Source organism: Pseudomonas sp. FFPRI_1, assembly GCF_055384485.1.
Genome location: NZ_AP029168.1, coordinates 2,807,551 through 2,824,626 on the forward strand (window position 1 = coordinate 2,807,551; position 17,076 = coordinate 2,824,626).

The 17,076-nt window shown below is 58.8% G+C and carries 16 protein-coding genes; 7 read left to right on the plus strand and 9 right to left on the minus strand.

From position 1 onward, the window contains the following. Positions 1–145 precede the first annotated feature (145 nt). From ACZ5BO_RS12630 to ACZ5BO_RS12640, 3 genes are read right to left on the minus strand one after another with little or no spacing between them, the layout of a single operon-like run. Positions 146–2,344: a hypothetical protein gene (locus ACZ5BO_RS12630; protein WP_464700131.1), complete on the minus strand. Its 2,199-nt coding sequence runs from the start codon at positions 2,342–2,344 to the stop codon at positions 146–148. Then, positions 2,344–3,486: a hypothetical protein gene (locus ACZ5BO_RS12635; protein ID WP_464700133.1), complete on the minus strand. Its 1,143-nt coding sequence runs from the start codon at positions 3,484–3,486 to the stop codon at positions 2,344–2,346. Before ACZ5BO_RS12635 ends, ACZ5BO_RS12630 begins: the two co-directional genes overlap by 1 nt. Positions 3,487–3,509: 23 nt before the next feature. Next, a complete protein-coding gene (locus tag ACZ5BO_RS12640) occupies positions 3,510–3,941 on the minus strand; it encodes a nucleoside triphosphate pyrophosphohydrolase family protein (RefSeq protein ID WP_008037541.1) in 432 nt (143 codons plus the stop codon). A 263-nt stretch (positions 3,942–4,204) separates the two neighbouring features. On the opposite strand from ACZ5BO_RS12640, the gene ACZ5BO_RS12645 reads away from it, so the two are divergent. Together ACZ5BO_RS12645 and ACZ5BO_RS12650 are read left to right on the plus strand one after the other, a co-directional pair. Beyond that, entirely contained in the window at positions 4,205–4,906 is a 702-nt protein-coding gene (locus ACZ5BO_RS12645; protein ID WP_464700135.1) for a hypothetical protein, read from the plus strand. Further along, complete coding sequence (locus ACZ5BO_RS12650; RefSeq protein WP_024678242.1) at positions 4,890–5,453, plus strand: condensin complex protein MksE; 564 nt, start codon at positions 4,890–4,892, stop codon at positions 5,451–5,453. Before ACZ5BO_RS12645 ends, ACZ5BO_RS12650 begins: the two co-directional genes overlap by 17 nt. Before the next feature lie 620 nt (positions 5,454–6,073). Here the strand turns inward: ACZ5BO_RS12650 and ACZ5BO_RS12655 are convergent. The 3 genes from ACZ5BO_RS12655 to ACZ5BO_RS12665 form a co-directional block, all read right to left on the minus strand. Then, complete coding sequence (locus tag ACZ5BO_RS12655) at positions 6,074–7,528, minus strand: tyrosine-type recombinase/integrase (RefSeq protein ID WP_464700138.1); 1,455 nt, start codon at positions 7,526–7,528, stop codon at positions 6,074–6,076. A 714-nt stretch (positions 7,529–8,242) separates the two neighbouring features. Next, complete coding sequence (locus ACZ5BO_RS12660; RefSeq protein ID WP_464700140.1) at positions 8,243–8,617, minus strand: DUF1090 family protein; 375 nt, start codon at positions 8,615–8,617, stop codon at positions 8,243–8,245. Between the two features lie 417 nt (positions 8,618–9,034). Beyond that, complete coding sequence (locus ACZ5BO_RS12665; protein WP_025130146.1) at positions 9,035–9,244, minus strand: hypothetical protein; 210 nt, start codon at positions 9,242–9,244, stop codon at positions 9,035–9,037. Positions 9,245–9,480: 236 nt separating this feature from the next. Here ACZ5BO_RS12665 and ACZ5BO_RS12670 point away from each other — a divergent pair, with 236 nt between their 5' ends. Further along, a complete protein-coding gene (locus tag ACZ5BO_RS12670; RefSeq protein WP_157838114.1) occupies positions 9,481–9,666 on the plus strand; it encodes a hypothetical protein in 186 nt (61 codons plus the stop codon). Between the two features lie 115 nt (positions 9,667–9,781). On the opposite strand, the gene ACZ5BO_RS12675 is transcribed toward ACZ5BO_RS12670, so the two are convergent. Both ACZ5BO_RS12675 and ACZ5BO_RS12680 read right to left on the minus strand, forming a co-directional pair. Beyond that, complete coding sequence (locus ACZ5BO_RS12675) at positions 9,782–10,021, minus strand: hypothetical protein (RefSeq protein ID WP_464700142.1); 240 nt, start codon at positions 10,019–10,021, stop codon at positions 9,782–9,784. A gap of 165 nt (positions 10,022–10,186) precedes the next feature. Beyond that, on the minus strand, positions 10,187–11,134 hold the full coding sequence (locus ACZ5BO_RS12680; protein WP_464700144.1) for a LysR family transcriptional regulator: 948 nt from the start codon (positions 11,132–11,134) through the stop codon (positions 10,187–10,189). 95 nt (positions 11,135–11,229) lie between these two features. Between ACZ5BO_RS12680 and ACZ5BO_RS12685 the strand changes: the two genes are divergently transcribed. From ACZ5BO_RS12685 to ACZ5BO_RS12695, 3 genes are all read left to right on the plus strand, one after another. After that, positions 11,230–12,456 carry an MFS transporter gene (locus ACZ5BO_RS12685; protein WP_464700146.1) on the plus strand — a complete coding sequence of 409 codons (1,227 nt, stop codon included), beginning with the start codon at positions 11,230–11,232 and terminating at the stop codon, positions 12,454–12,456. A gap of 2 nt (positions 12,457–12,458) precedes the next feature. Further along, on the plus strand, positions 12,459–13,283 hold the full coding sequence (locus ACZ5BO_RS12690; protein ID WP_464700148.1) for a hypothetical protein: 825 nt from the start codon (positions 12,459–12,461) through the stop codon (positions 13,281–13,283). Positions 13,284–13,385: 102 nt separating this feature from the next. Beyond that, positions 13,386–14,621, plus strand: coding sequence for an MFS transporter (locus ACZ5BO_RS12695; RefSeq protein ID WP_464700150.1), 1,236 nt, complete (start codon positions 13,386–13,388; stop codon positions 14,619–14,621). Between the two features lie 72 nt (positions 14,622–14,693). Here the strand turns inward: ACZ5BO_RS12695 and ACZ5BO_RS12700 are convergent, their stop codons facing one another. Beyond that, positions 14,694–15,629 (minus strand): LysR substrate-binding domain-containing protein, encoded by a 936-nt coding sequence (locus ACZ5BO_RS12700; RefSeq protein WP_025130139.1) that lies wholly within the window; start codon positions 15,627–15,629, stop codon positions 14,694–14,696. Positions 15,630–15,795: 166 nt separating this feature from the next. On the opposite strand from ACZ5BO_RS12700, the gene ACZ5BO_RS12705 reads away from it, so the two are divergent. Then, positions 15,796–17,025: a pyridoxal phosphate-dependent aminotransferase gene (locus ACZ5BO_RS12705; RefSeq protein WP_464700152.1), complete on the plus strand. Its 1,230-nt coding sequence runs from the start codon at positions 15,796–15,798 to the stop codon at positions 17,023–17,025. Positions 17,026–17,076 lie beyond the last annotated feature (51 nt).

Consider the following 17,076-nt stretch of genomic DNA (forward strand, 5'->3'; position numbering starts at 1 on the left):
TCTGGCTCGCAGATCCGTAGCCCAGCAAGATTAGTGAGCCGTTGATTGGGCCCATCGAATTTGCCACTTCATTGTCTGAACTACTACTTGGTCTCTCTGTATTCGGCATGCCATGGCCGGCAAGCCGAACTTTCAGCGGGTCATTCTAGTGATTAGCTTGCTTGGCCAGCACAAGCATCCCGAGCAATTCGGATGTATTGCCAGCGTGCTGCTTCAGCGCATCGTCCAGCAGAGTCTCCATATCCGTTTTCGCCAGCCGAAGCGAGCCTACGGCGATGGCAGCAGCGAACTCAAGGGCTGCGTCGCCGAAGTCCTTGTCCGAACGTGCAAACACCTTCACTAACAGCTCTTTCATCACCTTGCTGAGCTCAGGGCTGGATGAGTAGTCCAACTCCGCTGGGTGGCATGCCCTCAGCATGCACGCTTGCAGGATGGCCTCGTTGAATCTGAGGAAGCACTCTGGGGCCAATACGAACGACTCGTAGCCATTGGGGCAGAGGCGCCTTTCGTGATCTTTGTGTTCCCGGGCGTTTTGGAGCACGGCTGCCATGGAGAGGTGCACCATGCTGGGCTCAACGTCAGCGTAGCGCCTGGCAATCTCGGTTTTGTTTCCGAAAAAGAGAAAACCTTCTGAGAGCCGCAGCGGGTTGCCTCGTGGCGAAAGCAAAAATCCTCGAAACGCACTTAAGGCTGCCTTTCCAGCTAGATCGAGGGACGGCAGGATGTTGGAGGTGTTGGGCAGGTGCTCAAGGCCTAGGTCATGGATGTTTTGTTCCGAATGAGCCTTGTGAGTTTCGATCAAGCGATACCAAGAGTTGTCATTGGAGTCTTCGCCAAGTGGGAGCTGTATCCAGTTGGAAAAGCCGTACTCCCTGGTCGTGGGGTTGCGAACCAAGAACATACGCAATTGGTTCCATGACGCGTTCGTCTGGGGGATCCCGATCGGGGAAAGAAAATGCCTCGGAATGTACGCTTTGATGTACGAGCGCAGATCGCGACTGATTTCGCGAAGCACGCCGCCATCTCGGGCGACGGTGGAAACGATCACTACGCCAGTGGCGTCTTTGCAGTTGTCCTTCTCCAGTTCGTGGTATGGAAGCACCGTAATCGACGAACCAGCAGCCAAGCGAGTGCGCAGGCGAGCCACGACGATCACTGCGAGAGCTTTGGAAGCCTCGTCATCGGCGTGGATAACGTGACTTACGGTCAGGGGGAATGACCAGTCAATTTCTGCGTCGAGCCATTTCTTAAACTCTGCGTGTTCCAGCACCTCGATGACATCAAGCTGCAGCAGCTTGCTCTTCGTTCCAACTTGGGTATTGAAAGGGTGTATCGAAAAACCAAAAAACTGATGGAAATCGGCCAAAGCTTTCGGAGTATGTGGCTGTCCGAGAACGACTGGTCGAGGAGGCTTGGCTTTTGACGAGAAATTTTCGCCGATGATCTCGATCAGGGTGCCGTCGCTGACTTTCAAGTCAGGGAATGCGACCCCCATATTATCAAGCGCGACCATTACGTCGCCGGCTCGTCCCTGGGACGTCACATCGACGATGGTGGCGATTCGCTGAGGATCCCAAACGCTGCTTGCCATCTTCTTTGCCATGCTTCCGGACGTCGAGGCGGAGACAATGCAGAAATAGGGATCTGATGGAGGATTGATCTTCTCCAACTCATCATAGGAGTGGAAGCTGACTATCTCTGCCTCGGAGCGGCACAGGGCCAGGGCGCATTTGACGTAAGCATAGATACCCATGGTATCGATGAAAACCTTGGTGCTCCCTTGCAGGGCCTGCCCGTGGCATAGCGTGATCAAGTATGCGACGACGTACAACTCTGCCTCGCCTGAGGCGATTTCCCTTGCTTGGATGAAGACCTTGTTCCGCCGTTGGGAAGGGTGCTTGAACACATGGCCAGAGGGGGCCTGGTGAATGGCACTGTTCTTCTCGATAAGGCTGTTTACGCCACGGGTTATGAGAAGCTTCGGATCCACGTTGTAAGGGCCCGTATGCGCTCCAAGGGCGTGTTGATTGAAGTTTGTGCCATCCCACTCAACGAAGGTGTATTGCTTCACGAAGTCAAAGCCAGCCTTCATGCCGCGCTTGATCATGGTTTGCAGGTGCAGATTGGCCGGATCCCAGGCTGCCTTGAACGTGTTGCATTGCTCGGTAGAGCCCACGATGTACACGCAATCGGGAAGATTGGCATCACTCTTGAGGGCGGTCTCTACATCGGTATACACATTGCCTTCGGTCAGCGGGCAGCGTTTATAGCAGAGCACTAGGGCTTCAATGCTGCCGTGCGTGGGGCAGTGTTTCAGGTGCCGCCAGGAATAAAAGCGTTCCATCACTGAGCCCTCAGCGGTACGAGAATAGAAATGACCGCACCTTGAACGGGCGAAAGGTTGGTTTCAGTCCAGTCATTGAAAGCAAAGAGGTCACGGTTATCGCCAGGCGTGAAGGCGTTGAACATCGACAGCCTTCCCGTGCGGATCCTCATCAGCCCGCCGATCTGCCTCAACTCTTGCAAGACCGAGGGCAAGCCTTCACCTGCTGCTGTCTGGGATTTCGACGTTGATTTGTGCTGCAGGCAACGGAGAAGCGCTCGTCGTTCATCTTCGAGTGACATCTCTTGCACGCGTTTGCCAGTGAAGCGGCTGACTAACCCTGGCCCTGAGTCAAAATAGCTGATCTCGAATGCCCGGAGGCTCTTGGCTCCGGTTTCGGTTCTAGCAGCTTCATCATTCCAGTATTTTTTCAGATCAGGGTGGCCAGAGAAATCGTCTTTGAAGGTCGACTCGTAAAACCGTGTCCAGCCCATCAGCACCCCCTCGACATGCGAGAGATATGGCCTGCCAGTATGGTCTGTGATCGCGTGCTCTTGGGTGTTTTGAATAAGCTCAGCAGAGAACAAGGCGAGCGCATCGACCAGGGACTCAGGTACTTTGGCCCTGCTTTGCTGCGTTGTACGATCCACTAGCGTGCGCATCACTGGGGCCATGCCGTCTTTCTCTTTAGCCTTGCCTCGCGAAGAAAACAGCGGCTTCAGATACTGGATTTTGGAACCTCCGACGCACAGGAGGTCTATACAGCGCCCTTTGACAAGGTCGTCAAACTCTTGAGCATCCATCGCTTGCATTCTTTTGGTCGCGAAGGTCAGAACGTCTCGGCGATCAATTTCCTTGCTACCAATCCGTATTCCCTTGGACAGCCGAACCCCTGCAATCCCAGGTGAGTAATCACAAACAGCCTGCTGAGCATCCAGTTCTTGAGCGTTTGGATGAATGTCCAGATAGTCATCTTCGAGTTTTTGGCGAGCGAGCGTAACGACCATCTGCAGTCGCGATGCGTCATGCATCGGGCTATGTCGAGCGCCGAGGGTGTCTATAGGGAAGCGAAACACGGTATCGCTGTCGGAGTACTCGATCTGGGAGATGATTTCCTCAATCTCAACCAGGCTCCGGCACTTCCCCACGTGGTTAATTGCCAAGCTATCACCTCTGAAACGTGGGGTTACTTTTGGGCTGGGAGGCTTGCCAGGAGCTGCTTGATTTGGGGCTCGGGTTTCCAGTAATTGGGGCCCTTGAGGAATTTCCCATTCTCATCGTAGATAGGCTTGCCATCGGCACCTAGCTTGCTCTCGTTGCTGTCCATGATCAGCTCCAGTACGGCTTCAAGAGGGATGCCGTACTTCATTGCCTCGGAGCGGCAATACACGATGACGTCGCCGAGAAGGTCTGCAATGGCGACCTGAACATCGATGGCATCGTCTCCTCGACGAATCTGCTCAGTAATGTCATCGATCTCGGCGACTTCGTCGAGCAGCGTCCGCTTGAATTTCAGGAGGCGATCTTCTGCATCCGGGAAGAGGTGCGGAGCCTCATGGATGGGCAGCTTGTACATCGCATTCATTGTCTGGATGCGGTCACGAAAACTTTTGCTCATTGATCCATCTCCGTTGGTGAGGCGTTAGCAGCAGACACTACGCTTCTTTTTCAGGGCAAAGCAATCCAAAATACCCTGGCCTGCCATAGCTGCGCAGACGCTCTCATGGCGCCTCTGCCTCGTAGTTTGCATTTCATCCGGCAGAGCAAACCCAGGCGTTAGAAGCTTGGCGTTACAATTATGGTTTTAACCTCTGACCTTTCTTCGCAAAGGCGTGCCACGTCTGTCAGGCACGCTCTAGGACAGCAGGGAGCCTTCAGCTAGTGGATTCACCAACAACAGACCCTAATTCCCCATCACCTCTGGCCCAGGCCGAGGCAGAAGGAAAATCGCCCGTCCCTGACAGAAGCGTGATGCCGGTAAAGGGTGGCTTTTTCAGTGGTCTCGCCAACCTCGTTCTCGACGCCGTAGGTTTCAAGCAGCGCTCGGCTTGGAAAGCTGGGCACCTGGTCGGCGTAGGAGAGGGCTTCGAGTCGGGTAGAGGCCATGGAGTGGAACTGGGCCGCGTTGAGGGGCGGACTGAAGGGCGCCCGGAGGGTAAACCGAAGGCTTGGCAGAGGGCTTTGCTCAAGGGCAATCATTGGCTTCACCTTCAGGAGCATCTGCGGAGCAGCCTGGATTCACTCAAAAACACCCGAGTAACAACGTCTGTTGAGCCGGTTGGAGAGGACGTGCTCAAAGCCAGGCGTGCTTCAGACGTGCGCCGAAAACTAATTGGAAGGCTGATAGATGAGTGGCCTGTTCAGGTCGGGCCTGACGCCCATGCGTCGCTTCACGCACATCTGGCCCAGCAGATCAGCGACTACGAAATTGCTGACCTAGTGGAAGGCGTGTCTTGGCTAAAGCACCGAGAGGACATTGTGCTAACCCCTCGATTCCAGTTAGGGGTGATTGAGGACGACAGGCAGAAGTTGACCTATTACAAATTGAGGATCGAGGAGCAGGGCAATGAGACAACAGCTTAGCCAAGCCATCTACAAAGAGTTGATGTCGGGGAAGGTGATCAACAAAGACACCTACGAGAATGGTGAAATAAAACCCAACCCGCTCTTCGAAGAGATGCTCAATAACTACGATCAGAGCTACAAGCCCTTGTACTTGAACATCGGGTTTGAGTTGGTGATGCGGAATGGCTTTATCTACATCCGTTCAGTCGAGCGCGATGAGGAGTACAGCGAGGTGGTCAGGAAAATACAGGTTCTGCTGCTGATCCTTGCTCGCGGACTGCATGAACAGGGGTACCAGCTTGATATTCTGCGCGACGGGGAAGCTGGTGTGTCTGATGGGATCATGGAGGAGATCGGGAAGGGAGAAGACAAACAAGATGTCATGTCTGCCAGCAACATGAAAGGGGAGGCTCTTGCATCTGCAGTTAGGAAAAATCTCGAGCAGCGTGGGATCGCCTACAGGAATGCAAAAGGCAATCTGGTACTGACTCATGCTGGATTAGCGTTCTTTGACGACGTATTTAAGTACAGTAATGCTGAACCAGGTGCAGTTATGGTGGCTTGAGTTTCCGGCTTTATCAATTGGTAGATGGTTTCTTTACCCTCCATCACATCCTCAACATAGATTGTTGGCGCCTACGCCGAATCGCCCCAGTTGCTGAGATTTCACTGACCCAGTCTGACGCGAATCCTTGTCTGTGCTGGATTTTTGAAGGTTTGGAGATGAGGCAGTCTTGCCTCGGCACGTGGGTCAATTCAGCGTTGGCGTGAACAATCAGAGCGTGAATCCAGCCGCTTGATCGTACGTAAATGCCGGATGTAGCTGACAAGGATAGTTCGCGCGTCCGTCTGCCGGTTTCGCAGGTAACGCCCGTACCGGAGGGAGCGGTCACGTACTTGATGCCTGGGCTATGGCAGGAGGGACTGGGCGTGCCGCGAAACACTGATACAAACACTAGTTCCCTGCGCAGAACATCGACAAAAACAGCCCGACCGGAGGATTGTTGCTTCACGTAACGGCGGCGAAGTTCGCCGACCTTTTGGCGCTGTACCGGCTAGAGAATATTTTCGGTGGAGCCGGGCTGCCGATGGCACGCTCTGCACTGGCACAGTGAGTTGGACAACGGTTCCACTTCTCACGGGGTCGTCAATCGCTGATGACGACGCAACACTAAAGACGCCAACTTAAGACGGCGGTAAATAACTATTCGCGGTATATGCAGGAAACGACAACGTCGACTCGGTCGGTGTGTGCTCGTAGGTTGCGGACAAGACTTCATTGAGCCGATCGCCCAACAGGTTCCAGGCATATTTCTTCTCTTCGGCATAATCGTGGTGCAGGTAATGGCGCCTCACCCGCGAACCTGCCAGCACATGGTTTTGGCAGCGGTCGATGACGTCCAGGCTGACCCCTAGGGCCTGCATCATGGTCGCGCCCGTACGGCGCAAGTCATGCGGCGTCCAGTCGCCGTTCTGGCCGTCGGCAAGGACCAGGGTATTGTCGTGACGCCGTCTGGAGAGTGCCTTGCGGTTCTTGAACCGTGCTTGGCGATCGCCGACCTGTTTACTCACCACCTTTAGGTCCACATGCCCGTCGTCCTGCTTGTTCGGAAAGCACCATTGGGAGTCTCCCGTCAGGGCCTTAAGTTCCTGAAAGAAATGCAGGGCGAAGGGGGAGAGGAAGACATGGTGATCCTGTTTCTTGCCGCGAGTGCCTTTGACGTTTTCACTGGGGAGGAACCAGGTTTTTTGGTCCAGATCGACATTTTTCCATTCGGCCTGGAGCAGCTCGCCAATCCGACACAGCGTGCCCAGGCTGATCCAGAGCGCAAGCTGCGTTTCCTTCTTTAGCGGTCGAATGCCGTCGTATTTTTGGCCCGCGGGGAGGGCGTTGTAATCGGCGGTCATTTGCAGGAAGCGGTTGTGCAGCTCTAGCAACTCAGCTGGGGAAAGAATGCGGCTTCTTTCTGCCTCGTAGTCGGTAGGAATTAGTGGGGTAATATCGACCAGTTCAGTCGGAACTCCCTCAGCCAATAAGGCCCGCCAAGGTTTACGCTTTCTAGCCCAACTGAACATTTGGGTGATATCGGCGAAAAAACCAATGGCTTGTCGGGTGGATCCGCGGTTGATGATTGTACGTATCAAGGCTCGAACATCATGCTCGGAAACACTGCTGATCGCGGTCTTGCCAAGAGTTGGGTAAAGGTCCTTGTTAAACCGGCGTCGTAACTCCGCATTACCATCCTTGCGTGCAACACCATCTGACAGCCAGGAATCGGCTAAGTCCTGAATAGTCAGCGACTGGATCTTGAGCGCGTGTTCACGTTCGGCCTCTGCTTTCGCGGCGCTGTGAGCCTGCGATTTGGCATATTTCTTATGTTGGTTGGGGTTGATGCCTTGGTCGATCAGTACGCGAGCTTGGTTGCGAGCTTTGCGGATATCGGCCAAGGATTTGCCCGGCCATGTGCCGCAGGCGAATTCCATGTTGGCCTCACCCCAGCGATAGCGGTAGAAAAAGCTGACTGAAATGCCCCCTTTTGTGGCCCGAATTCGGCCTGCCAGATTCCCGTCTTCGCGAATTATTCTCCCTGTATCCTGCTTGGTCAGTGATTCAAGTGCTTTGACTGTAATCTTGGTCATGTCGAGATTTTTTCCCCTACATTAACCCCCACATAATCGTTGGCTCTTGTTGGATCTCTGTGGAAGGTCACGGCATTGAAAGTCGATAGAAACCTCGTAAAGCCTAGCTCATAACAATCCATTGTGGGATTCTGAAGGTCTCTGGATTCCAGGTAATAGGTGCATGGGGTGCTAGGGGTCGAGTGTTCGAATCACTCCGTCCCGACCATATTATTCAATGACTTAGCCCAATCTTCACAGGTTGGGCTTTTTCATGTCTGGGACATTTGCAGGGAGGGGCTTCGTTTTCCCCCTTGGCACTGCCAGTGCAGGCTCGCGTCAGCTCCTGATCGATGCTTTATCGATGGCCTCTCTTCCTCTTTCTCGATTGCTATAGCCTTGTACTTCAGTGCCTGGCAGGAGCGGTACAAAGCCAGGCAATAGCGTTCACAGCTACTTCTCTGGCCAGGATTGGGTCTCGCTCGCCGAGGTTCTTTTCCCTAGCGAATCATTCATACGATCGGCAACCCACTTTGCCGATGTGCTGCAGGGCATTTCAACGAACTTGAATCCGTTCTCTCCTCTGGACAGCAACATTCGCTTTTTTTGGGGGAGGCTGGATTCTTTGTCGTTCGCTGACTTGCATGACGAATTCGCGTTGGTCGAGTAACCGCCGCCTCTTGGACTGGCAGAAAAAAGCCCGCAAGCGCGGGCCTTTTCAGAGGGCATTCCGGTTTATTTGAACAGGCCTCCAATGGCGTTAATCGCATCTGCGGCCTTGTTCATGTTCTGCTGGCGCTGGGAGTTGGTGTCCACCTGAGCCTGAGCGTTGTAGTTGGCACCGCTGCAGCTTTTGTTGGTCTGCGTCAGGGCTGCCTGAAAGGCATTCGCTCGCAAGGTATCGCCCTTGGCATTGGCAGCATTGATGTTTGCCTGCAGGTCGCGGATCTGTTGCTGGCAGGAGGTGTTGTTTGCATTGGCCGTGGTGTTGCTGGCCCCCCCTAGAACCGATCCAAGGGCGCCTGTCAGGGCGGTCAGGTCGGCGGCGTGGGCATTCAGGGCGAACAGGCTGAACAGAGCGGTGACTGGCACGAGTTTGGAGAGACGCATGGCAAACCTCAATGTTTGATTGCCTGCGCACAGAGGGGCCCGAGCTGGCGCAGAACAATATCCGTATTAGAAATGAGCGCTCGGGCGAGAAAAAATATAATTTGGTCAATTATTGACCTTCAACCCTGACGCTCCATAACTGTGAAGAATTTCACATTGTTTGCCGGATAGGGATGGAGAGGGTTGCCTGGCATTCCAGATTCCTGAAGCCCTGTGCTGGGTCGATCCATCAGCAGTGGAGCCGGCGGCAGATCGATTTCCTGGCGTCTGCTGCGTCGACGAGCAGGGCGAGTGCACAAAGTCCGGGGGCTGGGTTGGGCTTTTGCATTCACTTCAGGTTATTTGGGCCTCGGTAAATGCCGAAGCCTTGAGTTTTCTTGACCGACCTCCACGCCAGGTTGGTGTGCCGTGGCTATTTCAATGGAGTGTCTTGAGCCTGCGGCTTTCGCCAATTCTGATTCGGTCCAGTGCCCTGTTTAACCCATCCAGGGCGTCCAGGAGCGCCTTTGCCTCTACTTCTCGACCGTCCCCCCACAGGCGTTCCGCCATTTTATTGAGGGCTTGAATAGAGCGTTCGATGTCAGCGGCTGTGGCAGCGTTGGTGTCCGCCGGGTGTTTCTTGGTCATCGGAAAAGGCTTCTGCAGGGGGGAGGGCAGTGCGAATACATTACCACCTGTGTCTTGCTAGCTGAGCTCGACTGACTTGCAAGGCGAACCGCCCACCAAGGGTATATGCCTGTCACTCACCGACAGCTTCTTCAGGCTGGAGAGCTCGCATTCCTTTGCTGATCGGTTTCCATGTCGCGGGTTGTCTGCATCCAGGGCGGGTGTTAGGTTCCCTGTTCAAATTGGAGGATAAGAGCATGAGTGAAATTGAAGCATGGAAGTTCTTTGCCGGTCAGGCCTTGAGTGGCTACATCGCCGGTAAATCAGGGGGCGGCTCGGCAAAGGATGCAACAAAGTCGGCGGCTGGTTATGCGGATAAAATGACCGAGAAATATAAGCAGAAATATCTGGAAGTCACGGGAAAAGAACTTCCCAGAAAATAAACAACCCAGCCATCGGCTGGGTTGTTCATTTCAGGAGCCGCTGAGGTTTCCAATTGCCCCATGCAGCTTTTCTCCTTTCGGCTCATCCGTTCCGGCAAGCTCCTGTCGTGAGGTCCTACCCGCTGAATTGAATGTCCAGCCAATGGTCCAGTTCACTGAGCGCGTGGTGAGACCGGTCTGCAATATGCTCAAGTTTTTCGTCGATCTTCTTCCTGTTTGCCTCTGTCAGTTCATACCCGCGGGTTCGCAGGAAGTGATCGATGTAGTCCTCTATCTCCAATGATTCGTTGAGCGAAACGAATACCTTGAACAGCTTGCCCTGATGGCACTTGCCATCGTTACTATTCCAGCCCAATCACATCACCTCATCGGTCACAGCAGGGAAATCGGCTCCCTATTTTTCAGTATAGGTCTGACGTGTTGGGCGGATTCTTCAGGTCAATAAAACTCAAAGCCAGAATGGCCATTCCATAGGGCACAAACCCGTCATTTGCATGCAGGGAAGCCCAGGGATGGCGCTTTACTGGCTTGCTTGGCCTGGGGGCGAAAGCAATGTCCCCGTTGTTTTCGGTTGCGCCTGCAGCAGTTCGTCGAGCACCCCCATGAAGGCCTCCACCAGCGGGCTGTGCCCCTGGCGACGGGTCAATACCAGCAACTGCGCGGTGGCGTCCGCGGCCGCCAGGGGCCGGTAGGTCACGCCTTTTTTCGCCAGGGTCTGGGTGCAGCGCGGCACCAGGGCGATGCCCTGGCCGGCAGCCACCAGAGCGATGATTGACGTGATCTGGCGCCCGCTGGGGCCAGGGCGCAGGGCCAGGCCATTACGCCGGTACAACTGTTCGATCGCCTCGTTCAATCCAGAACCGTAGTCGGCCGGAAACAGAATCAGGGGATGTTCGCTGAGTTCGGCCAGGGTCACCTGGTCCCGCATGGCCAGGGGGCTGTCACTGGAGATGGCCGCCACCAGCGGCTCATCTCCCAGAGACAGGGCCTGGATTTCACTGTGCTCGCCGGGAGGCTGCATCCGGCTCAGGCCAATATCGATGCGCCCGTCGATAAGCTGCGACCACTGGCTGACCGAAGCGCCTTCCACCAGGGTCAATTGCACGTCCGGGAAGCGTTGGGCGAAGGCCTGGATCGCCTGGCTGAACAGGTCCGAGAGGGCGATGGAACTGGCGTAGCCCAGGGCCAGTTGCCCGGCGCAGCCGGCGGCCAGCTTGCCGGCCATGACCTGGGCCAGGTCCACCTGTTCCAGCACCGCCCGGGCGTACGGCAGGAAATGCCGGCCCTGGGCGGTGAGGGTCACGGTACGGCTGGTGCGGTCGAACAGGCGAAAGCCCAGCTCGGTTTCCAGGGTTGAAATCTGCCGGGTCAACGGCGGTTGCGCCAGGTGCAGGCGCAGGGCGGCGCGACCAAAGTGCAGCTCTTCGGCGACCGTCAGAAAATAACGCAACCTGCGTAGATCGAGCATCCTGTTCCCTGGGTATTGATCGGTCTGAATTCGGTATTGGTCTTGGCTTGGCGACGTATTTTATAAAGGCCTTTGCTCATAAAACGAGAGGTTTCATGAATTCGCGTCAGCATTGTGCTCGCATCGCGCTGTTTTTGTGTGGTTGTGCGGCATTTCTCAACCTGTATGCGACCCAGGGCATTCTCCAGGAATTGGCCCAGAGCTTTCAGGTGAGCATCCGCGAGGCCGGCTGGAGCATCACGGTCACCACCCTGGCTGTGGCGTTCACCGCACCTTTCGTCAGCCGCTGCACCAGGCGTTTCGATCAGCGCCGGGTGATTGTGATGGCTGCCTTGCTGCTGGCGGTACCGGCGGTGCTGGCGGCCTATGCCGCAAGCTTTGCCCAGTTGCTGGTCTGGCGCCTGGTCGAAGGCATGCTGATTCCGGTGGTCTTTGCCACCAGCGTGGCCTACATCGGCGACCGCTGGAGCGGTGGCACCGTCACCGAGGTCACCAGCCTGTATGTCGCCGGCACCGTGCTGGGCGGCTTTGCCGGGCGTTTCATCAGCGGTTTCATGACTGAATATGTGGGCTGGCGCGAAGCCTTTGTCCTGCTCGGGGGGCTGAGCCTGCTGATCGGTGTGGCCATTCATTTCCTGCTGCCGGCCAATCCTCCCTTGGCCGTGCGCCGGGCAACCAGCGGCCTCAGCGGGCTGCGCGAGCTGTGTCGGCGGCCCTTGCTGGCGGCCTACGGTGTGGGTTTTTGCGTGCTGTTTTCGCAAGTGGCCACCTTTACCTACGCCGGGCTCTACCTGAGCCAGGCACCCTTCGATCTGGGCGCCGCCGCCCTGGGGGCGATCTACAGCGTGTTCCTGCTGGCCCTGGTGGTCATCCCCATCGCCGGGCGCTTGAGCAAGTCGCGGCCCCAGGCTGAGCTGCTGGTGGCCGCGGCATTGCTCGGGGTCTGCGGCTCGGCCCTGACCCTGCTGGCGTCGCTGTGGCTGATCGTGCTGGGCCTGGCCCTGAGCTCCACCGGGGTGTTCCTGGCCCAGGCCGCCGCCAACTCCTTTACCACCGCCACCGCCGGCCACAACAAGGCCGGCGCCGTGGGCCTGTACCTGACCTGCTACTACCTGGGCGGCAGCTTTGGCGCCGTGGTCCCGGCCTTGTTCTGGAGCCATTGGGGCTGGCCGGGCTGCGTGGCGCTGATCGTGCTGTTCCAAGTGTTGTCGTTGCTGATTGCCTGGGGCGGCTGGAAGCCCCTCAAACCCGAAACCCCGGTCGCCGCTCGCGGACCGTCCAACCCGATAGATTCATCATCCAACAAGGAATACGTGAGGTGACCATGAATAACGTACTGACCCGGCAGAGCCAGTTGCTGAAGATTGTCGAACCTGTGTTGAACGACATGCCGGCCAGTGTCTTGAAGCATGCGCTGTTCGAGGCGTTCTGGAGCGAAGAGGGCGCCCTGGTGGACATCGAGCATGCCTTCGAGAAGCTCACCTCCCGTCGCCACGAGCCTGCGGTGCTGCGCAAGTTCTTCGCCAGCTGGTCGAAGACCAACAACTCCGCCACCAGTGTGTCTGGGCTGGCCAACCGCATCACCTTGCTGGCCCGTTCCGGGCAGGGCTCGGCAGCGGCCGACGGTTTGTACCGGGCCTGCGGCAGCCTGCAGCGGATCACCGATGAAGACCTGGGCGCCCTGGGCAACACCCTGCACTCGGACCTGTTCTACAACATGGCCACGCCCATCTGCGGTGATGACCAGTGGCTGCTCAAGGAAAACTGCCTGCCTTCGGCCCAGGGCTTCAAGGACTGGACGGATTTCCGCCGCCTGCGTGACCACGATCTGCTGCAAGGCCTGCTGACCACCCTGATCCACGAGGTCTACACCCACGGCGAAGTGGAGTTCATCCACCCGCTGTACAAGCAGTGGTTTGTCCGCGACATGGGGGTGCCGGCAGAGAAGGCGCGCACCACCGTGGCCTGGGTCACGGTGCACACCGGCGGCACCGAGAGCAATCACTTCGCCCATGCGGTGGCGGCGGTCAACGAGTTCGTCGATGCCATGCAGGTGCGGGTCGACCCGCAGGCGGCGCGGGAAATCTTCGCTGAATACCTGCAGCGCAAGGCTCGGGTAATGCGCGACTGTGCCCAGCTGCTGCGTTGATGGCTCCGGCCCGGCCCCGGCAACGGGGCTTGTGGCTGACCCAGGCTCGCCTATCCTGTTGCTGATTGACCCTTCCTTTTCATTTTGCAGCCTGCCTCGACAATGAATGACCTGAAACATCACGCCTCCCCGGAGGCATTGCCGGCGTCCGATGTGTCGGTGCGCCGCCGTTCCCTGGTGGCCGGTTGCGGCGCCCACGCGGTGCATGACGGCCTGACTGACGTGATCTATGTGCTGCTGCCGATCTGGCAGGCGCAGTTCGCCATGAGCTATGCCCAGATCGGCCTGCTGCGCGGTGCCTATTCCGGGATGATGGCCGGCTTCCAGTTGCTGGCCAGCCGTGGCGCCAAGCGCTGGGGGCGCGAGCGCCTGCTGGTGGGCGGCACCGCCCTGGCCGGCCTGGCCTACCTGCTGGCGGGCCAGGCGGGAGGGCTGGGGGTGCTGCTCCTGGCGCTGCTGCTGGGCGGCCTGGGGGCCAGTACCCAGCACCCGCTGGCGTCCTCGATCATCACCGACACCCATGAGGCTGGCGGCGGGGTCAAGGAAGCGCTGTCCCAGTACAACTTCGCCGGGGACATCGGCAAGACCCTGATTCCCGGGCTGGTGGGGCTGCTGCTGACCGTGATCAGCTGGCGCGCCAGTGTGACCCTGATCGGCCTCCTAGGGCTGGGTGCTGCGCTGGCGTTGTGGTGGCTGATCCCGTCACGGGCGGCGACCCAGGCCATGCAGGAGAAAGCGCCGAAGACCGTCCAGGGCCAGGGTTCGGTCGGCGGCCTGCGGGCGTTGATCCTCACCGGCACCCTGGACAGCGCGGTGCGCATGGGCTTCCTGACGTTCCTGCCGTTCCTGCTCAAGGCCAAGGGCGCCGGCACCGCCGGTATCGGCCTGGCCCTGACCTTGCTGTTTGTCGGCGGCGCCTTCGGCAAGCTGCTGTGCGGCTACCTCGGCGCGCGCATCGGCATGATGAAGACCGTGTGGATCACCGAGTTCACCACCGCCAGCCTGATCGTGCTGGCGGTGTTCCTGCCTTATATGGGGTTGATGGTGATGCTGCCGCTGCTGGGGCTGGCGCTGAACGGCACCTCCTCGGTGCTCTATGGCGCAGTGCCGGACCTGGCGGGAGCGGGCAAGCGCGAGCAGGCTTTCTCGCTGTTCTACACCGGCACCATCGGCGGCGGGGCACTGGCCCCGGTGCTGTTCGGCAGCCTCGGCGACGTCACCGGGATTCCCCTGGCGGTGATGGCGCTGGCCGCGACCCTGCTGCTGACCCTGCCGCTGTCCTGGTACGTGCAGCGCGGCCTGGACGCCGACGCCCGGTCCTTGCCCAGCCTCGGCTGAGGTCCCGCCAATGCACTGAAAGCGCAGGCCCGGCGCTGGATGGTCCGGGCCTGCTGCTGGCTGGTGGAGCCGCTAGCCGCGCAGGCGCCATTCAGGCCCCACGGCAGGGGCCGGCAGCGGTGCCGCCAGGGTCCTGGCCTGTTCGACGAAACGCTCCAGGCAGCGCGACCCCAGGGGTTCGCGCCAGCTGACCGTCTGTTCCAGCACATAGGGCTCGGCGAGCGGCACATAGACCACCCCGGGGCGTTGCAGGGTCGCGGTGTAGTCGGGGACCACCGCCACCCCGCGTTCCGCCGCCACCAGGGACACCAGGGTGGTCATCTGCGACGCCGTCGGCCCCAGGCGCGGGATGATTCCGCTGTGGGCGCAGAGGTCCTCCAGGGCGGTGTTCAGGGCCGAGCCGTAGGCGCTGGGAAAGGTCACGAAGGATTCCCCCGCCAGTTCGCCAAACCCCAGGCTGCTCCTGCCGGCGAAGGCGCTGCGCGACGGCACCGCCACCACCAGGGAATCGCGCGAACTCACCAGCGACTGCAAACCGTGGGCCGGCAATTTGGGCGCCCCCCAGCCAAAGCCGATATCCAGGCTGCCATCGATCAACTGCTGGCGCTGGCTGGCGGTGGACACCTCGCGAAACGCCAACTCCACTTCCGGCAGGCTGCGGCTGGTGTTGCGGATCATCTCGGAGAAGGCGTTGGACAAAGGGATCGAGCTGGCATAACCGATGACGATACGGCCAATGGCGCCATGGGCGATCTTGCGCGCCGTGGCCTCGGCCTCGCCAACGGCGCTGATCACCCCCCGGGCCTGCCGCAGGAACAGTTCGCCCTCCGGGGTCAGGCACACGGTGCGGGTCGAGCGTTCGAACAGGCGGATACCCAGCCGCGCCTCCAGGGCGGCGATATGTCGGGTCAGGGGCGGCTGGGCGATCCGCAGGCGCAGGGCGGCGCGGCCGAAGTGCAATTCATCGGCAACGGTGACGAAATAACGCAGACGACGCAGTTCTAGCATTTCTTGTTTTTCCAGTATCAATCACGACGCAAACAGTATTGGCCGCTATTTGCGACTGTCATCAGAATGTAAGACGACCAGCCTAGACCAGCTTTCCAGGTTGCCGGGGACGCATTGGCACAGGTTTGGGTCGCTCTGTTTCCCGATTGTTTTCGCAGGTACAAAAATGACAAACAGCGAAGCCACGGCCGTCCGTTTTTCCTTGTCCCAGCGTGCGCTGGGCCTCAGTGCCCCAGGCACCTCGAGCATGCGCAGCAAAGCCAACGCCCTGAAGGAAAGCGGGATCAAGGTGATCAATTTCGCCGCCGGCGAATTGTCCTTCGATGCCTGCGAGGACATGCGCGCCGGGGCCATCGAAGCCATCGCCAATGCGCGCAACCGCTACACCCCGCCCATCGGCCTGCCGGCCCTGCGCGAGAAGCTCGCGCAGCGGGTCAGCCAGCGCACCGGGGCTGCGTTCGCCGCCAATGAAGTGGCAGTCACCGCCGGGGCCAAACAAGCGCTGTACAACGCCTGCATGGTGCTGCTCAACCCCGGCGACGAGGTGATAGTGCCGACGCCGTACTGGGAAACCTTTCCCACCCAGATCCGCCTGGCCGGCGCCACCCCGGTGTGCATCGAGACCCGCGCCGACCACTACCGGCTGACGGTGGATGCGGTGCGTGGCGCGCTCACCGAGCGCACCCGGATGATCGTCATCAACACCCCCAACAACCCCACCGGCACCGTCTATGAGCGCGAGCAACTGCTGGCCATCGCCCAGTTGGCCCAGGAGCGGCAACTGTGGGTGATGTTCGACGAGTGCTACCGCGGCCTGGTGCGCGAGGGCCACCAGCACCACAACATTCTCGCGCTGTGCCCGGCATTGAAAGGGCAGACGGTGCTGATCGACTCCTTCTCCAAGAGCCAGGCGGTGACCGGCTGGCGGGTTGGCTATGCCTGCGCTCCGGCGCCGGTGATCGCGGCCATGCACAACCTGCAGGGGCACACCACCTCCAACCCCAGCAGCCTGTCCCAGTACGCTGCGCTCAATACCCTGAACGCCGATTCGTCGCACTTTGCCGACCTGGTCAACCCGTTCCTGCAACGCCAGCTGCACGCCGCACGCACCTACCTCGATCGCCTGCAAGGGGTGAGCTACGCACCGCCGGAAGGCGCCTTCTACCTGTATATCGATGTCTCTTCCCGGCTCGGCGGCTACTACCGCGGCGAAGCGGTGCGCGATGTCGATCACCTGGCCGACCTGCTGCTGACCGAGGCGCACATCGCCGTGGTGCCCGGCTCCGGTTGTGGCGACCCCCACTGCATCCGCATTTCCTACGCCGTGGAATATGAGGAGCTGATCGAAGGCCTGAGCCGTTTCGCCCAGTTCATCTCGGCCATCGTCATCGACTGAAGCGGTTCCCGGCAGCCCAACCCCCAGGGGGACCGAGCCCGTTCCCGAGCC